Here is an 18,165-nt window from a genome sequence, read left to right on the forward strand (position 1 = left end):
GATTATCTAATATGCCCTATTTATTTGCCAGGTTAATAAGGTCGTAGTATCACTATCACGCAGCATTGGATGCTGAAAGCCGGAATTCTTCTCCACTGAGCGATCAGCGCAAGTCAATGAGTATTCCCAACCAGACTCAAACAAGACTCTTGGATTTCCGAATCGATCAGGAGCCCAGGTAACTCCCCAGTCCCCCGGCGCAGTTAGGCGAATTAAACCACCCTCTCGCTCCAGAAAACGCGAAATGACCTCGACAATCGAAGACGGCGCGCCCGCTGCACACATTCGTTGCAGAAGCTTCTTATGGTCAGTCACCTTGAGAAACAGGGTCTCTACCTCAACCCAGCGCAAGGGGCTATCGCCCAGGCGAGCCCTCGGGTTAAGCATGGTCTCAGGGCGAAATAGAGCTCCGCACGCCTCACAGAAATAACCGCCAGCTGAGGCCTCGCAATATGGGCATTGACCCAAAAGCCAAGCACCAGCTATGTAACGATTAGTAGCTGGACAATAAAGTACGCGCTCAGTAACTGTCTCGGTGACACCTAATGCCACCAGCCGTTCCACAGCCCCCTGAGCATTCCTGACATGGCGCTCCGCATATGGCCCCTGGACAAGATCTAGGAAGTCATCAACCTGAATATCCAAAGCTTTCAGATCGCAAGCTATCTGTTTGTGGTAGTCGTAAACCACCTCCTTCGGAGAACGCTGTTCTTGTACAGCCTTCCATAGGACATAAGAGTCAAAGCCATCTACTGCCGATACCACATCAACACTATGGCCCTGGGAGCGCAAATATCGGGCCTGCATATCCATCCTTAGATAAGGCCCGGCAATGTGCCCCAAATGAAGCCGACCGTTAGGCGTCGGAGGAATAGGCATCAGGAAGAACTTTTTAGCTGTCATCGAGGCCATTACTTCAGTTCCTCAAGGCAGGTCATTTTGGGGTCGACTGTAACCATCCGGTCAGGGTATTCGGAGACGATCAACTCAAGTGCTTCGCTGGCAATTCCCGGAGCTAGACGAAACCCGGCTCCACTACCGGAACCTGCAAATACCACATTTAGTGAACGATCCACGGTAACTAGGGACTCTCCACTTGGACTGTAGCTGTCACAGAACACCCGACCACCGCGGCACAATGGATCAAGATCAGGTAAGTATTGCGTCAGTATAGATTTGGCTACTTTTAGATCGTGACCACTGATTTCCAACTCATGTTTACGGGGACGCACATCCCACTCATCACATCGAAAACTAAATAACCATTGATTTCGTGCAGGGAGCGGCATCAAATAAGCATCTGATTGAGGCATAAACAAAGCCGGAGCATCAGGAGCAGGAACGCCCTCAATATGTAATGCGACTACTTTTTTAACCCGCAGGTCGTTGACAGTAGCAATAGCCTCAAACGGTGGTTCACTGATCCAAGGGCCTGTTGCCACTAAAACCCTCTGGGAATTGATACTTGCACCATCAGACAGTGATAGCTGTGTTCCGCGAGGACTCCTTCTGATGCCGGTTATGCCTAGTCCTTCGATACAATTGATATTAGCCGACTTCAGGCAATTGCTTATCAGCAGTCGGGCGACTAAAGGAGGCTCATAACTCTCTGCGCTACCTCCTCTCAAAAGACATTCAGCTCCACCGACATTAAGACGCGACCCCATGCGGGCGCCCAGCACTGACTCCGAAATCTCGGCAGGCTGTACATCAAAATCGACCGCCGCACGCAAGATTTCTGTCGAAAGCCTTTTATCGGCAAGCCAATACACCGGCGCTTGAGTAGTTCGAATCGAGAACTGATCTCTAAGCGCTTTGTATAACTTGGCGCTTTGACCAGCAAGACGGCGCTCACGGTTCGACCTGCCAGTTGCCAACAGCACACCTGCCGAGTGCGAAGTTGCCCCATCGCCAATCCGATAGCGATCAATGAGTAGAATTTTCCAATGGGGGTAACGCTCTACTGCGTGATGCAGGGCCCATGCACCGATAATACCGCCACCAACAATCACCAAGTCAAAGTTACTTGTCATGCTCATGCCCACCATACCGAGAACACTTGAACCTGATGAGCCCCATTATTACGTGCACAGTGCGGTTGCCAAGGCGGGAAATATAAAGTCTGACCGTTTCTTACCGTATGCCATCTACCATCATAGAAAACATCTAAGTCACCTTCAGAAATAAACCAGAGTTCACTAACTGCATGTTCATCTGGCTCAGTACCACAACCCGGATCGATGGTGAAACGTGACGAGAGCATCGGTGCATCAGCCGCCTTACCAGGGTAGGTATGCAAAAACAGATGCACACCTTGCAGCTCTATTTTTTCCTCTGTTTCGAGAATTACGGGCGCATTTCTTTTAGGTTGGAGCACTATTGAATCCATCACCGAACTCCTGAGGATTAATTGGCCAAGGCAGCTAGGCGATCAAAACGTACATCAGTGACCTCATCGAGTACTTCCATAGTTCCCCATTGGACAAAGCCCTCTGGCTCAACAAGGTCGTATAGTTCCTCTCCACAAATACTGTTGATTATCTTTGCGCAACGCCACGGAATAAGCCCCAAGTTCGGATCGGCAATTCCCTTCTGTGAGCGAGCGGCATTCTGTACATAAATGGAAGAGCCCTGCGGGCCGTCCCACTCAATAGAATAATCATCATTGAATATATACTCGCCATCGCGCATAGCGATACGTGACTCAAGGTTGCTCAGGCATTCTGGCATCCGATAGGAATAGCCTGTACATAGTACAGTAATGTCCGCACTAAGGATGGTCTGAAGTAGCCATGTATTTCCCCGGCATACCACCTAGCGCAACTTTTAAACTCGCCAAATGATCAAAAAACAATCAATTCGACGAGTATTTCTTACGTTTTCGCCACCCGGACCCCACTCCGGTGGCCATTTCCCGCATTACAGGCGCACCTCTCCTGCATTCGTCAGTAAATGTCGGCGCGCCATCCACAGGTTCGACAGAGCGAACAGTGTCACCAGTTGCGCCGTGTTTTTGGCCAAGCCGCGAAAGCGCACCTTGGTGTAACCGAACTGGCGCTTGATTACCCGGAACGGATGCTCGACCTTGGCGCGCACCTGAGCCTTGGCCTTTTCAATCTTGCGCTTGGCTTTGTACAGCACGCTGCGCTTATCGAGTTTTTTGTAGGTGCTGCGGCGTGCCGCCACCTGCCAGATAACTTCACGTCCTTCATGCTCGGGCCGCTTTTCGACACCGGTGTAGCCTGCATCGGCGCAGACCACGTTTTCGTCGCCATGCAGCAATTTGTCCACCTGGGTGACATCCGCCACATTGGCCGCCGTGCCCACTACGCTGTGCACCAGACCCGATTCGTCATCGGCGCCGATGTGGGCCTTCATGCCAAAATAATACTGGTTTCCCTTCTTGGTCTGGTGCATTTCCGGGTCGCGCTTGCCGTCCTTGTTCTTGGTCGAACTGGGCGCATTGATCAGCGTTGCATCGACGATGGTGCCCTGGCGCAGCGACAGGCCGCGGTCGCCCAGATAGCCATTGATGACAGCGAGGATGCCGGCCGCCAGCTCGTGTTTCTCCAGCAAGCGGCGGAAGTTGAGAATGGTGGTTTCGTCGGGGATGCGCTCCAGGTTCAGCCCGGCAAACTGGCGCAGGATCGTGGTTTCGTACAGCGCTTCCTCCATCGCTGGATCGCTGTAGCCGAACCAGTTCTGCAGCAGATGCACACGCAGCATCGCCATCAACGGGTAGGCCGGACGGCCACCTTCACCTTTCGGATAATGTGGCTCGATCAAAGCAATCAAGCCCTTCCACGGCACCACCCGATCCATCTCGATCAGGAACAACTCCTTGCGGGTTTGCTTGCGCTTGCCAGCGTACTCGGCGTCGGCGAAGGTCATCTGCTTCATCGGGAAACTCGGTGGGTGGGGTCGCGGTATTTTGCCAAATCAGAAAGTCTTTTTCAGAGTTTCCCTAAGGATGGTCTGAAGTAGCCATGTATTTCCCCGGCATACCACCTAGCGCAACTTTTAAACTCGCCAAATGATCAAAAAACAATCAATTCGACGAGTATTTCTTACGTTTTCGCCACCCGGACCCCACTCCGGTGGCCATTTCCCGCATTACAGGCGCACCTCTCCTGCATTCGTCAGTAAATGTCGGCGCGCCATCCACAGGTTCGACAGAGCGAACAGTGTCACCAGTTGCGCCGTGTTTTTGGCCAAGCCGCGAAAGCGCACCTTGGTGTAACCGAACTGGCGCTTGATTACCCGGAACGGATGCTCGACCTTGGCGCGCACCTGAGCCTTGGCCTTTTCAATCTTGCGCTTGGCTTTGTACAGCACGCTGCGCTTATCGAGTTTTTTGTAGGTGCTGCGGCGTGCCGCCACCTGCCAGATAACTTCACGTCCTTCATGCTCGGGCCGCTTTTCGACACCGGTGTAGCCTGCATCGGCGCAGACCACGTTTTCGTCGCCATGCAGCAATTTGTCCACCTGGGTGACATCCGCCACATTGGCCGCCGTGCCCACTACGCTGTGCACCAGACCCGATTCGTCATCGGCGCCGATGTGGGCCTTCATGCCAAAATAATACTGGTTTCCCTTCTTGGTCTGGTGCATTTCCGGGTCGCGCTTGCCGTCCTTGTTCTTGGTCGAACTGGGCGCATTGATCAGCGTTGCATCGACGATGGTGCCCTGGCGCAGCGACAGGCCGCGGTCGCCCAGATAGCCATTGATGACAGCGAGGATGCCGGCCGCCAGCTCGTGTTTCTCCAGCAAGCGGCGGAAGTTGAGAATGGTGGTTTCGTCGGGGATGCGCTCCAGGTTCAGCCCGGCAAACTGGCGCAGGATCGTGGTTTCGTACAGCGCTTCCTCCATCGCTGGATCGCTGTAGCCGAACCAGTTCTGCAGCAGATGCACACGCAGCATCGCCATCAACGGGTAGGCCGGACGGCCACCTTCACCTTTCGGATAATGTGGCTCGATCAAAGCAATCAAGCCCTTCCACGGCACCACCCGATCCATCTCGATCAGGAACAACTCCTTGCGGGTTTGCTTGCGCTTGCCAGCGTACTCGGCGTCGGCGAAGGTCATCTGCTTCATCGGGAAACTCGGTGGGTGGGGTCGCGGTATTTTGCCAAATCAGAAAGTCTTTTTCAGAGTTTCCCTAATTTCCTCTAGTGTTTGGCTGTGGCCATGAACGACGGAAAGACTCCACTGATTGCCACGATCACTAACGCCTACCAACTCTCGCCCAGGAAGCAATTGAATCTTACATGGATGATGAAGTACATGCTTTAGTTCATATATACGCCGGTAAATTGTTTGCAATAAAGCCTGAGATATACCATCACTTGCCAATTTCTGATCAGCCAGCAGTTCTTTTCGTACATGATGTGGTAATCCAAAAAAATGATCACTGTATTGTGGAGTATAAAGATCATTGGTAAATGGCGACTCATCTAACGGAGAGAAGTTCCAACGTCGAGAAACCCAAACGATACTAGACGGAAGCGCATCAACATCAGATAACAAGTACTGGACAATCTCGGCCCCAGTTTGCCCACCACCAACTACCACAACTCTCTTGCCTCGCAAAGAGCGTTGGTGGCTCATAAACTGCGAAGAGTGAAAAATTCTATCCCCGATAAAAGGGCGTACAAATTTAGGAAGTGACGGCTGCTGACCGGTCCCCAAGACCAAATTTCGGGCAGGCTGCACCCAGCCATCACCCTTCAATATAAAAACACCATCTTCAAATTCAACAGAGCGAACATTTCTGTCAAACTCTAAACTCGGCAACTGATTACATGCCCAGCGATAATAGTCGTTAAATTCTCGTCGAAGAACCTGGCCAAAATTAGCATTTATAAAATTAAGTAGCTTCTTTTTTTTAGCGAGATAGGCTAAAAACGAAAGCGGGTTGGATGGATCAACAAGACTGACCAGATCCTTAAGGTAATGAACTTGCAACATTGCATTTGGCACCATCATTCCGGAGTGCCACTGAAACTCACTAGTACGTTCAAAGAATTTAGCAGTTACTTCATAACAAGGCCTTATCAACGCAGCCAAACTCAAGTTAGCTGGGCCAATACCGATACCGGCCATGTCTATTGCTGCAGCCGTCGAGAACGCTTTCATGGACAACATCCCTATTAGTTTTGTTTTCAGGTGCTGAAACTCCTTGCAATTTATGCAATTAGCTTCTGCGGGATTTTCAAATAAGAAAATAATTAACTTTCTACTACTTTTACCGCTAATGGCCTCAACACCCAGGTTGACAACACCACCGCGAACACCGACAAGCCAATCGCGAAACTAATAGCTATGTAAATAGCTTCGTTGAGCGGTTGGATTGCAGAGAGGAGTGCACCGAATATCGCTACACCAAATGCCGATCCACTTTGCCTACTAGCATTGAGCGTCCCCGCAGCCACTCCGGCGCTAGAATGTTCCACTACACTCATAAGGGCCGAAGTCGCCGCTGGCGTGATAATTCCAGCACCGAATCCAACTGCTGGATAACATAATGCAATTCGCCAATAAGGTGCCTCACTCGCCAATGCGAACAACCCCAAGAATCCCAGCGCATAGAGCATAAAACCAACACAAAGCACTGCACGAACGCCGTAGGCACGGCTCAGTCGACCGCAGGTAAAACTACCAAGAGTGACCATTACAGTCAGAGGCAGGAAAGCCAAACCCGTCTCCAATGGCGACCACCCACGATTTGTCTGAAAGTAAAGACTTAACAGAAAAAACAAACCGTAGAATACCAGCGAAGATATCAAGGAAATCAAAGTCGCGCCTGAGAACACCTTATTTCGAAAATAATACAATGGCAGCATTGGTTCTTTGTGCCGGCTTTCAGTTACCAAAAAAACGCACCAACTCGCACAGGCCAATAAAGTACCAGCCAATATCCATTCGGAACCCCACCCTAACTTACCTCCCTCAATAAGTACTGCAACTGAAGTGGCCAACGCAACAACTGCAGAAATCTGCCCAATAAAGTCCATATGACGATTAGGGGCCAGTGGAGCTGAGAAAGGAATACGTGAAGTCAGCCATACACCAACCAGGGCGATCGGAACGTTAATCAGAAAAATACTGCGCCAACCAAAGAGCTCAATCAACACTCCACCTACCAACGGGCCTGCGGCCATGGCAACTCCACCATAGCCTGCCCATACTCCAATAGCACCAGCTCGTTGATGGGAGTGTGGATATGCATTGTTAATCAACATCAAAGAACAGGGAACCAGTAGTGCCGCCCCTATACCTTGAAAAGTTCTCGCCGCGACCAGCTCATAAATATTACCTGCCAATCCACATAACGCCGACGACACAGAAAACAATATCAATCCGAGGCTGTATATTTTTTTCGCCCCAAAGCGATCCCCCAGCAACCCTCCCGTCAAGAGCAAACTGGCAAAGGTCAATGTATATGAATTAATAACCCACTGCAGCCCTGATATATCGGAATTGAACGCACTCGAGATTGACTCTAATGCAACATTCACAATTGAGGTATCGAGAATTACAACAACGTAGCTGAGGCTGGTCGCTATAAGTACTTTACGCTGATAACTGCTTGTTTGCTCCATGACCTCGATTTCCCTCTCAAAGTGGCAGATTGACTATAGGCATTTTTTTCCAGAGAATGCTTCGATGCGTGCCGAACTGTGCTCGCTTATTGGGACTCGGACACGTAATCGCGCCCTGCTGTGTACCTTTGGAGTTCAAGGAATGACCCAGCCCAAAATCTCATCTATTGCCTATCTCATTGCCGAGCCTGTACGAGCGGTTATCCTGATCACCCTCTCTGACGGCAGCTCATTGTCGGCCAGTGCTCTAGCCAATACCGCTGGCGTAACCCCACAAACCGCCAGCTCGCATTTAGCGAAACTGCTTGATGGAGGGCTACTGACTGTCGAAACCAAGGGGCGTAATCGCTTCTACAAACTAGCCGGCCCCAACGTCTCTCATGTGCTGGAAAGCCTGGCGGCAGTTGCGCCACAGACCAGCTCATGGCATAGCCTACCCAATCGTTCCGCCTATGAACTGCGATTCGCCCGTTGCTGCTATGACCATCTAGCCGGCCAAGTTGGTGTCGCTGTAACCCAAGGAATGCTTGATCGTGGTTTTCTTGTAGAACGTGATGAACGTGACTACGCCACAACCACCGAAGGCCTCGACTGGATACACTCGCTCAATCTGAATATGGGTGAACTGTGTTTCGAAGAATATGGCCAAGCACGACGTTGTCTTGATTGGACCGAAAGGCAACACCATGTCGCCGGACCACTCGGTGCATATCTCCTGGATAAGTTTTGTAGTCTTGGTTGGTTGCGTCGATCTTCGGGGACTCGTGCAGTAGTGGTGACAAACGCCGGTTGGCTAGCACTCAAGCAACATCTAGGTATCGAACGTAACATCAGCCTGGAAGCCGAAGTGCGCACACACGCCCCGCTCTCCCCTCTCTCTGTAACCACTACAGCGCAGGTGTAAAAAGTCGCTCTATCTCATGAATTCGGTGTTCTTGGTCCACCCCTGTGTTCTGCCATACAGCAAGTTCATTGACTCGCTCATACCAAGCAGCTACATGGGGGTATTCCAAAAGTGGCGCTCGCGTTCGGGGAATATGGCTGAACGGCGCCGCTAGATCGAAATCCGCTAAGGTAGGAGAGTCGCCCACCATGAACTTACGGTTACGTAAATGACCATCCAATACCGTTGCATAACGATCGATTGCCCGTAAAGCCTCAGCCACAATTATTTCCTCCTCATCATGGCCTTTGAGACGATCCATAAAACGTTGCTCAATTAGTACCGTCGGCCCACGCCGGAAATGCTCAGCCGCCCAAAACATCCATTTAAGGGTCTCGTACCTGGCGTTACCTGTCGGCAACAATGATGAACTAGTTTTCTCCGCTAGATAAATCATGATGGCCGAGGCCTCGAATAACACAAGATCACCATCGACGAATGTGGGGATCGTTCCATTTGGGTTGAGCGCCAGGTACTCCGGAGTACGATTCTGACCAGTGAATAGATCCAAAAAAATAAACTCGACTTCAAGCTCCAAATAAGCTGCAGTAGCCAGAACTCGCCGAGTATTGCTCGAACCTCTATCACCATAAACCTTCATACTGCGGTCTCTATTACGCATTGATCTAATGTTCTGCTGCTCTCCTGCGTGTCACTAAGCATCAAAACTACTTCACTAGCCTGACGTACAGATTGATAAACCGAATTGACCATTGGGGCAGCCAGGTAGGAAGCCACACCCAACATCCAAATTCTCTCGGCCCGGGATGATCCGAGTAAGCTGATCTGCAGATTTGCGGATACGTGCGGCGGAGTACATGGCGCATACGGATCGACAAGTAGCTCAAGCCCATTGGAGGTAGCGTGAAACCTCTGCTTATGGAAGCCGGTGGCACAGACCACCGCATCGACCTCCTCAATCCCATCACATCCATGGGCTTGCCACCTACCACCCCACTCAAGCTTCACAGGTACATCGGAAGTTAATTGCAGCAGACCTTCTTCGATAAAACGCAGCAAAGTAGTGGCCGTCTGCAAAGGCACGGCAAATAGATAACGACCGACAGTCTCCCAACAGCTTTGTAATGCAGCAGTTCGTACCACAGCTGGAGCACGACGCAGTTTGGTATCCGCAAGATCCATGCAACGGACCAACAGGTTTTGCCAGTCCGTCGCGCCCTGTTTGGCCAGAGCCACTTCGCCACGCAGTCTTTGTACAGGATCCGCGGAACGATCGATCTGCTCCCGCAACGACCTGCCACTTACTGCTTTGGCCGATTGCGCCACCCTACGCAGTAAACGCCAGTTCAAGTTCGGGCTCTCTAGATCCAGTTGAGAGAAACCTACCTCCCCCACACCCAACTCGCACCGCCGTGGAGTAGCCGTGCGCACTCCAGGTAAGCGGCCAGATGGCGATGCCATAAGGACTTTATGACCAGCAGCGCATAACAGTAGGGCACTATCGATAGCCGAAAGCCGGCTACCAAGCACTAATACTCGGGAAGGTTTGTGAAAGAAACCGAGCAGTCGAGACTCAGGATGAGGAGTCGAAAAAACCCCTGGTGATGCAAGATGAGGGCTCACTACAGGAGGAATAAAAGCTCCTCCATTTCCGGTGCAAATCAGCACATCCGATGCATCGATAGTCTCGGCGCTTCCCAAATGCAGTTGATATCCACCCGAAATCAGCGACTTGATACTACGAACCGATGAAGAAATCACTTTATGTTCGATACCCTTGGCCCGGGCCAGATCCCGATACCGTGTATAACGCTCCTTCAGGTATCCCGATACCCAGGCCCGCGGCACGAAAGCATCTTCAGCGACGAAAACTCCTTGCTTCTCCAAGTAATCGCGAAAGTCGTCCATATCGTCATCGAGTACAGACATGGTCTGCACCGAGGTGTTACACAATAGGGCATCATCGGTCGTGCCAAAGGCGATGGAATTGGCGACTCCATTCGGATCAATGATATCGATGCGACTTGAGGCGCCAGAACGCACAAGATTGATAAAAGCCGCAATGCCGGTGACCGAGCCTCCGATAATAGCCACCTTTGTCACACTCAAAGTCTCGCGCATATCTTTCCCCAAGCTAAATGCATTCCCTCGGCGCCTTCGATAAGCGTTCAGGCATCCTCAAAGCATGACGTTGTCAGGCACCATGGGCCTTGGCCAAAGCTGGCATTAGCAAACGAACGCCATACCACCCCCAATAAACACGGTGGTAAGTGATCAAACCTTGTTCGATTTCCATCATCTCCATCAGATCAACTTGCTCACCACTAGGAGTCTTACGTGGGTATTCCCATGTAAGTTGACAACCATTTATGAATGGCTTGTCACTGCGATACCACTCGGCTAGGTCTGCCGGAAACTTGCGTACGCTGTCTTCCAAGAACTGAAGGATACTGGCCCTTCCCTTTAGAACTCCATTGCCCTGCTGGGGATAAACCGCCAACACCAATGGTGTCTCGAACAATGCATCCTCGGCGTACAAAGCAGCCGTAGCAGTGAGATCTCGAGCTCGAACTGTGGCATGCCAAGCTTCGTAGATATTCAAAAGGGCCGGAGCGATAGCGTGGGTCATAGTCTCTCCTGAAGCATCGAGTGATAATGCAGGCGGCACTATAGGAGACTTGTGACTACATATGCTTCGGCCTGGCTCGAACTGTCCCGCTGCACCGCTTCGCATGGACTCATTGATGATCCGATCAGTCGAGAATCACCTCATTACAGATGAAAACCCCGTTTCCCCCCTTCCAAGTAAATGCTGGCTGGCAAACAGTTCGTTGTTTTGCACGTATGCAAAGAAAGAAAAAGCCAATGCCTTTTCAACATACGCACGGACTTCCCCCAGGCATTACAGATAAGTAATTTGCCCGCGATGCTGGTGAAAGGTGGCGTCGCGTATCCTTGGCTCCGGATACCAACCAGGAGCCTGGCATGGGGCAGCGGAGAACCACCAACAGTTGCCCGCCAGACATTCTGGGCCTGCCCATGGCTGCAGAAGAACAGCGCATCGACATGCAGTGGATCGATACCCACTGCGCGCAATACTTCCTGGCCAGCGCCCGTTGCGCCTCGTTCAAGCAAGCGGCCCGCAGCTTGAACATCAGTGCGGCAGTGCTACGCAAGAAGCTGCTGGTGCTGGAGCAATGCATAGGCACGCCGCTATTTCTTTACCAGGACAACAAGCTGAGCCTGACCCTGGTGGGCAAGCGCCTGCAAAAAGACCTCTCCAGCCGCCAGGAGCTATGGCCACCGGGCAAGATCGAGCCCGCCCGGCCGGCCAGCGTGGTTATCGCCGTCGCCGACATGCTGCTGCGAGACATCCTCACCCGGGACCTGATCACCTTCCTGCGCCGCAACGCCACCTCGCACCTGGAACTGGTTCCGCTGCAAGGAGTGCCTTCGAGCAAGGCCGACATCATGCTGTGGCTGGCCGACCCTGGAAGCCCACGACCGGACCCCGGCTTCGCCACCACCCAACCCATCCGTCTCGCGCAAATCCGCTATTGCGCCCACCTGGCCAAGCGCTATGCTCCCAGGAAGTCCCTGCCCTGGCGCCTTGAGCAACTGGATGACTACCTGCTGGTGCAGGTCAGCGGCCACCATGATATGCCCGCCCTGGAGCCTTGGAACCGCCTGGTACGCCGTCGCACCAGCGGTATCGCACAAACCGGCGACCCGCACCTGGCCCTGGAGCTGATCAGGAACTGCGCCTGCATTGGCCTGTTGCCTGACTACATTGCCCAAGTGGACAAGACCCTGCTCCCGCTGCCACAGCTGTTCGATACGCCGCTGCTGCAATACGCCTGGCTCAGTACCCATGCCCAGGCCGCTGCGCGCCCCGAAGTCAGGAACCTGGTGGAGCTGATTCAACAGGCCTTCACCAAGCGCCGCGAGTGGTTTACCCAGTAGACGCTTGAACCCGTCGCTCCCCGATAACAAAAACACCCTATCCCGAGGCTCTTATCCGCCTCCCGATGGCGCTCTTTTTTTGCCGTGAACTGGCTCTGCAGCCACCCTCCTCGCACCCTCGATCCGGCCCATGACTTTTACCCGTCATGTTCCTGACATATTCCAAGACCTTGGTTCACCCTGCCCCACCACGCCGCGGCCCTTGAAATTCCTGGACCGTGGGATGGTCCCACCTGACCGAAACAAAAACGTCACGAAAACCAACAAAAAGCTTCATTCACGCTGACAACTATCCGCCCAGCCAGCCCTACAGGCATGGCTACTCAAGGCAAAAGAGCAATGGACGGGAGAGCAGTATGTCGGTCAGAACCACCGGAACCCCAACAGGCTGTGCAGCAGTCATCGGCCTGTTGGGCATGGCAATCACCCTCACCACTCATGCGGGCACGGTCACCACCGACGGCGCCGATATCATGGTGAAAACCAAAGGCGGCCTGGAAGTGGCTACCACCGACAAGGAGTTCAGCTTCAAGTTGGGCGGACGCTTGCAGGCGGATTATGGCCGCTTCGACGGCTACTACACCCGCAATGGCAATACCGCGGATGCGGCCTACTTCCGCCGCGCCTACCTGGAAATCGGCGGCACCGCCTACCGCGACTGGAAATACCAGATCAACTATGACCTGTCGCGCAACGTCGGCAACGACAGTACCGGTTACTTCGATGAGGCTACCGTGACCTACATAGGCTTCGACCCACTGAACCTGAAGATCGGGCGCTTCTACACCGATTTCGGCCTGGAGAAAGCCACCAGCTCCAAGTGGGTCACGGCCCTGGAGCGCAACCTTTCCTACGACGCCGCCGAATGGGTGAACGACAACAGCGGCACAGGTATCCAGGCCAACAGCGTGGTAGGCAAGGTCGCCTACCTGTCCGGCAGCCTGTTCAGCGAGAACAACAACGACACCGATGGTGACAGCGTCAAGCGCTACAACTTGCGCGGGGTCTTCGCGCCTTGGCATGAACCGGGCAACGTCCTGCACCTGGGCCTGCAATACGCCTACCGGGATCTCAAGGACAGCGCCGTCGATACCCGCATTCGTTCGCGCATGGGCGTGCGTGGCGTCGATACCAACGGTGGCAACAGCGCCGGCAGCAACGGCAATCGCGCGGTGTTCGGCGGGACCACCGCCCAATCAGGATTATGGAAAGGCGATTCGGTCTGGGGGCTCGAAGGAGCCTGGGCGCTGCAAGCCTTTTCGATCCAGGCAGAGTACCTGCGACGTACGCTCAAGGCCGACACGGCCGCCAGCGACATCAAGGCCTCGGGTTACTACACGCAACTGGCCTATACCCTCACTGGCGAGCCGCGGATCTACAAACTCGATGGCGCGAGGTTCGACACCATCAAGCCGCAGAACAAAGCGCTCGGTGCCTGGGAGCTGTTCTATCGCTATGACGCCATGAAGGTCGAGGATGACAACGTGGTCGCCAGCACCGCCATACGACAGGTGGGCGATGCCCAGGGCAAGAGCCACACCCTGGGGGTCAACTGGTACGCCAACGAGGCCCTGAAGCTCAGCGCCAACTACATCAGGGCCAATACCGACAACATCAGCAATGCCGTCGGTGACGACTCCGGCCAGGGCCTGGTGATGCGCATGCAGTACGTGTTCTAGACAGGCCCGCAACACCAGGACCGCCCCATTGCCAGGCAACGGGGCGGTCGAGCTGTAGCCTCAGAAGTAGGTGGTCGCCCCCGCGAAGAACGCCCGACCGGGCACATAGAAGTTGGTCGAACCATCCCGCAGGTCCTTGTCCAGCAGGTTCTGCACCCCGCCATTCAAGGTCAGCCACTTGGTCAGGGCCAGGTTGGCCGTCAGGTCGTAGGTGGTGTAGGACTGCACGAAGTCATTGCCCAGGCCCCGCTGCTTGCCCACATGCTGCGCCGACAGTTCGGTGCTCAAGCGATCGTTGACCTGCCAGTCCAGTGCACTGAACAGCGAGAGCTTGGGGGTACTGATCAAGTCTTCGCCGGTGGACAGGTTGCGGCTTTCCAGCATGTAGGTGGCATTGGTGCGCCAGTTCACCGAGTCGCCCAACGGAATTCGGGTAGTACCTTCCCAGCCGCGGGTCCGGGCCTTGTCGACGTTCTCCAGCATGGTCCACCAACGGCCCTGGAACTGCCCCAGGGGGCCATACTCGATCTTGTCGGTGAAGTCGGTATGGAAGTAGGTCAGGCCCAGTTCCCAATCATCATGATTGAAGGAGACGCCGATCTCCTTGTTGGTACTGGTTTCCGGCGTCAGGTTCGGATTACCAGCCATCCAGCAACTCCCCCCCTCCTTGTACCCCAGGGGCTTGAGCGAGCCACAGCCACCGCCACCGGATTCGGTCGCCGCCCCGGCGCTACCCTCCTTCAGGCTCGGCGCACGAAAGCCCTTGGACACCCCGCCGCGCACCGTCCAATCCGCATGCGGGTGGTAGACCACATAGGCTCGCGGGCTGTTGTGGTTGCCATATTTGTCGCTGTGGTCGAAGCGGTTGCCCAGGGTCAGGGACAGGTTGTCCAGGAGGAACAGCTCATCCTCGATGAATGCCGCCGAATAATCGCCCTTCAGGGTCGAGCCACTGACTGGCGCCCCCTTGTAGTCCACCGGCACCGTGCCCAGGGTGTCGGTGTTGGTCAGCTCTTCACGCTTCCATTGCCCACCGACGGTCAGGCGCTGGTCCACCAGCAACTCGAACGGCATGTTCAGGCTGCCCTCGACGATCTTCTCCTCGGAGCTGGCCTTGCCCCAGTCGATATCGTTGCGGTACTTGTTCAGGTAGACATCGAGTTTCGAGGTACCGAAGCTCCACTCCCCGACATGGGACAGGATGTAGCTGTCGCGGATCAGGCGGCTGGGACCAAAGCCTCCTCCAATAGTGTCCCCCCAATCACCGAAGGTCTTCTTCGAGGACCAGGCACGCTCTACCCCATGCACGGCCTCGAAAGACAAGCTCTGCTCATCGTTGATCTGCCAGTCCAGCAAGGCGTTCAGGCTCTGGTCCTTGGAGCCTCCAGCCCCGTCGCCATACATGAATTCGCCCATCGAATCACGACGGGCCTCGACCTCGTCCGCCGCCCGCCGAGTCACGTTGGCTCCCAGGCGCAGCCCCAGGGATTCAGTCAGCGGGCCGGCCAGGTTGGCACTGTACTGGGTGGTCTGGCCACGGTCGGAATCCTTGGGCACGGTGATGTTGGTGCTGGCCGAACCGCTCCAGGTCCGCGACACCTTGCGGGTGATGATGTTGATCACCCCACCCATGGCATCCGAGCCATAAAGCGAGGACATCGGCCCACGGACGATCTCGATGCGCTCGATCATGTTCGGCGAGATCCAGTTCAGGTCCTGGCGCGCCAGGTCACGACGGTAGCTGATATCCCCGGAGCTACCGACCCGCTTGCCGTCCACCAGGATCAGCGTGTACTTGTCGTCCAGCCCCCGCAGCTTGATCTTCGACTGCTCGCCCACCGGGCCGAAACCGCCCGTCACACCCGGTACCCGGCGCAACAGGGTGTTGAGGTCATAGACCGGCTGGCGTTCGATTTCCTCACGGGTGATGACGCTGACACTGGCCGGCGCATCCTTGAGATCCGTGGCGCCACCACTGGCCGTGACGAAGGCGGTATCCAATTCCAGCGAAGTCGGCTTGGAGTCGTCACCGGTCTCGGCGGCCTGTGCCAGCGGGCCAAGCAGGCCAACGCCAGCACTCAATAGAAGGGAGTTGAACAGGCAGGAGCTGAGTTTCATTACACGCAATCCTTGTCGAACCAATGCACCTTAACGGTGCGCTAAGGGATGGGGGGATCGGAGTGTAATACTAATGATTATCATTTAGATACGAGAAAATTACAGAACTGACATATTCGGGCGTGTCTGAATCAGGCTCCTACGCGCCTGTCGCTTGCTGCCATTGTTCAGCCCACTTCCTCAAAGGGACGGTCCAGGCAGCTGTCGATCCAGCGCTTGGACAAATGCCCGTCCGGCCATATGCACGCCAACGCCAGGACCATTGCCAGGCCCAAAAACAAAACGCCCGGGCATGGCCCGGGCGTGTTCGACAGCGTTTGGCCTCAGGCCTTGCGGGTCCGGGGCAGGAAGATCGCCAATACGCCGAACAGCGGCAGGAACGAGCACAGGAAATACACATGCTCGATACCGTGCAGGTCCGCCAGGTGCCCCAGCAGCGCTGCACCGATCCCGCCAAAACCGAACATCAGGCCGAAAAACACCCCGGCGATCATGCCCACGTTGCCCGGCACCAGCTCCTGGGCATAAACCACGATGGCCGAGAACGCCGAGGCCAGGATGAAGCCGATCACCACGCTCAGGACGCTGGTCCAGAACAGGTCCACATGAGGGAGCAACAGGGTGAACGGCGCCACCCCGAGGATCGAGAACCAGATCACCGCCTTGCGCCCGATCTTGTCGCCAATGGGGCCACCGAAGAAGGTGCCCGCCGCCACCGCCCCCAAGAACAGGAACAGGTGCAACTGCGAACTGGCCACCGACAAGTCGAACTTCTCGATCAGGTAGAAGGTGAAGTAGCTGGTGAAGCTGGCCATGTAGAAATACTTGGAGAACACCAACAGCCCCAGCACCACCAGGGCACTGATCACCCGCCCCCTGGACAACCCGTGGGTGGCCGCCTGGCCCTGCTTGAGCTGATGCAGGCGCAGATGATTGGCGTACCAGCGACTGATGGCATACAGCACCACCAGGGCCAACAACGCGAACAGGCCGAACCAGGCCACGTTGCCCTGCCCATAGGGAATGATGATCGCCGCTGCCAGCAGTGGGCCGAACGCGGTGCCAGCGTTGCCGCCCACCTGGAAACTCGACTGCGCCAGGCCATAGCGACCGCCGGATGCCAGGCGCGCCACCCGCGAAGCCTCCGGGTGGAAGGTCGAGGAACCGATGCCGATCAATCCGGAAGCCAGCAGGATCAAGCCGAAGCTGCTCACCTGGGACATCATCAGGATACCGACCAGGGTACAGACCATGCCCGCCGGCAACAGGAACGGCTGGGGACGTCGGTCGGTGTAGTAGCCCACCCAGGGCTGCAGCAGCGACGCCGTGAGCTGGAAGGTCAGGGTAATCAGGCCCACCTGGGTGAAGGTCAGGCCATAGTTGGCCTTGAGCATCGGGTAGATCGCCGGCATCACCGCCTGGATCAGGTCGTTGATCAGGTGCGCGAGCGCCACCGCGCCAATGATGCGCAGGACCAGCGGGCTGCCTTGGGAGGCAGGAGAAGCCGTCGTTGCGACAGGCTGGGCATTGCTGATAGCCATAGGATTGTTTCCGTACAACGGGTGGGTGCACAGGGGCAAGGTGCTTCAATGTGCCACTTTTGCGGGCACTCACGCCATCCCCTTAGCTTGCTAACGACCCGTTCCCTTCGCAATACATCGCTGCATCTGGAGGCACAAGTGGAGACTCGGCAATGCCAGCAAAGGGGGGATTTTGATAAGCGGTTGATAGCGTAGATATTTTTTTGAAAAAAATGCTTGACGCATGATCGTTCCGAGCGAATAATGCGCGCCACTTGGCTACATAGCTCAGTTGGTTAGAGCATAGCATTCATAATGCTGGGGTCCGGGGTTCAAGTCCCTGTGTAGCCACCAAGTACCGATTTATAGAGATCCAAGGA

16 protein-coding genes and 1 tRNA gene are annotated in these 18,165 nt (G+C 54.8%); 4 read left to right on the plus strand and 13 right to left on the minus strand.

Annotation, left to right across the window (positions count from 1 at the left end; all coding sequences use genetic code 11):
- Nucleotides 1-6 precede the first annotated feature (6 nt).
- From ATY02_RS30595 to ATY02_RS30630, 8 genes are all read right to left on the minus strand, one after another.
- The gene (locus ATY02_RS30595) at nt 7-912 is read right to left on the minus strand and encodes a class I tRNA ligase family protein (protein ID WP_083235856.1); all 906 of its coding nucleotides are present in this window, start codon (nt 910-912) and stop codon (nt 7-9) included.
- On the minus strand, nt 912-2,039 hold the full coding sequence (locus tag ATY02_RS30600) for an NAD(P)/FAD-dependent oxidoreductase (RefSeq protein ID WP_228022235.1): 1,128 nt from the start codon (nt 2,037-2,039) through the stop codon (nt 912-914). Before ATY02_RS30600 ends, ATY02_RS30595 begins: the two co-directional genes overlap by 1 nt.
- A complete protein-coding gene (locus tag ATY02_RS30605) occupies nt 2,036-2,389 on the minus strand; it encodes a cupin domain-containing protein (protein WP_083235861.1) in 354 nt (117 codons plus the stop codon). Before ATY02_RS30605 ends, ATY02_RS30600 begins: the two co-directional genes overlap by 4 nt.
- A 17-nt stretch (nt 2,390-2,406) precedes the next feature.
- Nucleotides 2,407-2,691, minus strand: coding sequence for a hypothetical protein (locus ATY02_RS30610; RefSeq protein WP_068576066.1), 285 nt, complete (start codon nt 2,689-2,691; stop codon nt 2,407-2,409).
- Between the two features lie 228 nt (nt 2,692-2,919).
- Entirely contained in the window at nt 2,920-3,900 is a 981-nt protein-coding gene (locus ATY02_RS30615) for an IS5-like element IS1384 family transposase (protein ID WP_010466230.1), read from the minus strand.
- A gap of 213 nt (nt 3,901-4,113) precedes the next feature.
- Entirely contained in the window at nt 4,114-5,094 is a 981-nt protein-coding gene (locus ATY02_RS30620; protein ID WP_010466230.1) for an IS5-like element IS1384 family transposase, read from the minus strand.
- A 39-nt stretch (nt 5,095-5,133) separates the two neighbouring features.
- On the minus strand, nt 5,134-6,135 hold the full coding sequence (locus tag ATY02_RS30625) for a SidA/IucD/PvdA family monooxygenase (protein ID WP_228022236.1): 1,002 nt from the start codon (nt 6,133-6,135) through the stop codon (nt 5,134-5,136).
- A gap of 92 nt (nt 6,136-6,227) precedes the next feature.
- A complete protein-coding gene (locus ATY02_RS30630) occupies nt 6,228-7,601 on the minus strand; it encodes an MFS transporter (protein ID WP_083235664.1) in 1,374 nt (457 codons plus the stop codon).
- Between the two features lie 142 nt (nt 7,602-7,743).
- Here ATY02_RS30630 and ATY02_RS30635 point away from each other — a divergent pair, with 142 nt between their 5' ends.
- Entirely contained in the window at nt 7,744-8,505 is a 762-nt protein-coding gene (locus tag ATY02_RS30635) for an ArsR/SmtB family transcription factor (RefSeq protein WP_083235663.1), read from the plus strand.
- Here ATY02_RS30635 and ATY02_RS30640 read toward each other — a convergent pair.
- The 3 genes from ATY02_RS30640 to ATY02_RS30650 form a co-directional block, all read right to left on the minus strand.
- The gene (locus tag ATY02_RS30640) at nt 8,489-9,145 is read right to left on the minus strand and encodes a glutathione S-transferase family protein (RefSeq protein WP_068578120.1); all 657 of its coding nucleotides are present in this window, start codon (nt 9,143-9,145) and stop codon (nt 8,489-8,491) included. The genes ATY02_RS30635 and ATY02_RS30640 overlap by 17 nt on opposite strands.
- Nucleotides 9,142-10,626: an FAD/NAD(P)-binding protein gene (locus tag ATY02_RS30645; protein ID WP_083235662.1), complete on the minus strand. Its 1,485-nt coding sequence runs from the start codon at nt 10,624-10,626 to the stop codon at nt 9,142-9,144. The genes ATY02_RS30640 and ATY02_RS30645 overlap by 4 nt, the downstream gene beginning before the upstream one ends.
- Nucleotides 10,627-10,699: 73 nt before the next feature.
- On the minus strand, nt 10,700-11,134 hold the full coding sequence (locus tag ATY02_RS30650) for a nuclear transport factor 2 family protein (protein WP_068578116.1): 435 nt from the start codon (nt 11,132-11,134) through the stop codon (nt 10,700-10,702).
- 356 nt (nt 11,135-11,490) lie between these two features.
- Here ATY02_RS30650 and ATY02_RS30655 point away from each other — a divergent pair, with 356 nt between their 5' ends.
- Together ATY02_RS30655 and ATY02_RS30660 are read left to right on the plus strand one after the other, a co-directional pair.
- Nucleotides 11,491-12,468: a LysR family transcriptional regulator gene (locus ATY02_RS30655; protein WP_083235661.1), complete on the plus strand. Its 978-nt coding sequence runs from the start codon at nt 11,491-11,493 to the stop codon at nt 12,466-12,468.
- Nucleotides 12,469-12,824: 356 nt separating this feature from the next.
- Nucleotides 12,825-14,147: an OprO/OprP family phosphate-selective porin gene (locus ATY02_RS30660; protein ID WP_083235660.1), complete on the plus strand. Its 1,323-nt coding sequence runs from the start codon at nt 12,825-12,827 to the stop codon at nt 14,145-14,147.
- 60 nt (nt 14,148-14,207) lie between these two features.
- Here the strand turns inward: ATY02_RS30660 and ATY02_RS30665 are convergent, their stop codons facing one another.
- Both ATY02_RS30665 and ATY02_RS30670 read right to left on the minus strand, forming a co-directional pair.
- The gene (locus ATY02_RS30665; RefSeq protein ID WP_068578114.1) at nt 14,208-16,265 is read right to left on the minus strand and encodes a TonB-dependent receptor domain-containing protein; all 2,058 of its coding nucleotides are present in this window, start codon (nt 16,263-16,265) and stop codon (nt 14,208-14,210) included.
- Between the two features lie 323 nt (nt 16,266-16,588).
- Nucleotides 16,589-17,806: an MFS transporter gene (locus ATY02_RS30670; RefSeq protein WP_068578112.1), complete on the minus strand. Its 1,218-nt coding sequence runs from the start codon at nt 17,804-17,806 to the stop codon at nt 16,589-16,591.
- Between the two features lie 256 nt (nt 17,807-18,062).
- Between ATY02_RS30670 and ATY02_RS30675 the strand changes: the two genes are divergently transcribed.
- Nucleotides 18,063-18,139: transfer RNA gene (locus tag ATY02_RS30675), tRNA-Met, on the plus strand.
- Nucleotides 18,140-18,165 lie beyond the last annotated feature (26 nt).

The organism is Pseudomonas sp. BIOMIG1BAC, from assembly GCF_001705995.2.
In the GTDB taxonomy this organism is placed as follows: Bacteria; Pseudomonadota; Gammaproteobacteria; order Pseudomonadales; family Pseudomonadaceae; genus Aquipseudomonas; species Aquipseudomonas sessilinigenes.

Coding starts and splice junctions, on each gene's coding strand:
- ATY02_RS30595 (WP_083235856.1), bottom strand. CDS start 912: ATGGCCTCGATGACAGCTAAAAAGTTCTTCCTGATGCCTATTCCTCCG.
- ATY02_RS30665 (WP_068578114.1), bottom strand. CDS start 16,265: ATGAAACTCAGCTCCTGCCTGTTCAACTCCCTTCTATTGAGTGCTGGC.
- ATY02_RS30615 (WP_010466230.1), bottom strand. CDS start 3,900: ATGAAGCAGATGACCTTCGCCGACGCCGAGTACGCTGGCAAGCGCAAG.
- ATY02_RS30630 (WP_083235664.1), bottom strand. CDS start 7,601: ATGGAGCAAACAAGCAGTTATCAGCGTAAAGTACTTATAGCGACCAGC.
- ATY02_RS30610 (WP_068576066.1), bottom strand. CDS start 2,691: ATGCGCGATGGCGAGTATATATTCAATGATGATTATTCTATTGAGTGG.
- ATY02_RS30635 (WP_083235663.1), top strand. CDS start 7,744: ATGACCCAGCCCAAAATCTCATCTATTGCCTATCTCATTGCCGAGCCT.
- ATY02_RS30655 (WP_083235661.1), top strand. CDS start 11,491: ATGGGGCAGCGGAGAACCACCAACAGTTGCCCGCCAGACATTCTGGGC.
- ATY02_RS30600 (WP_228022235.1), bottom strand. CDS start 2,039: ATGAGCATGACAAGTAACTTTGACTTGGTGATTGTTGGTGGCGGTATT.
- ATY02_RS30625 (WP_228022236.1), bottom strand. CDS start 6,135: ATGAAAGCGTTCTCGACGGCTGCAGCAATAGACATGGCCGGTATCGGT.
- ATY02_RS30660 (WP_083235660.1), top strand. CDS start 12,825: ATGTCGGTCAGAACCACCGGAACCCCAACAGGCTGTGCAGCAGTCATC.
- ATY02_RS30620 (WP_010466230.1), bottom strand. CDS start 5,094: ATGAAGCAGATGACCTTCGCCGACGCCGAGTACGCTGGCAAGCGCAAG.
- ATY02_RS30605 (WP_083235861.1), bottom strand. CDS start 2,389: ATGGATTCAATAGTGCTCCAACCTAAAAGAAATGCGCCCGTAATTCTC.
- ATY02_RS30640 (WP_068578120.1), bottom strand. CDS start 9,145: ATGAAGGTTTATGGTGATAGAGGTTCGAGCAATACTCGGCGAGTTCTG.
- ATY02_RS30645 (WP_083235662.1), bottom strand. CDS start 10,626: ATGCGCGAGACTTTGAGTGTGACAAAGGTGGCTATTATCGGAGGCTCG.
- ATY02_RS30670 (WP_068578112.1), bottom strand. CDS start 17,806: ATGGCTATCAGCAATGCCCAGCCTGTCGCAACGACGGCTTCTCCTGCC.
- ATY02_RS30650 (WP_068578116.1), bottom strand. CDS start 11,134: ATGACCCACGCTATCGCTCCGGCCCTTTTGAATATCTACGAAGCTTGG.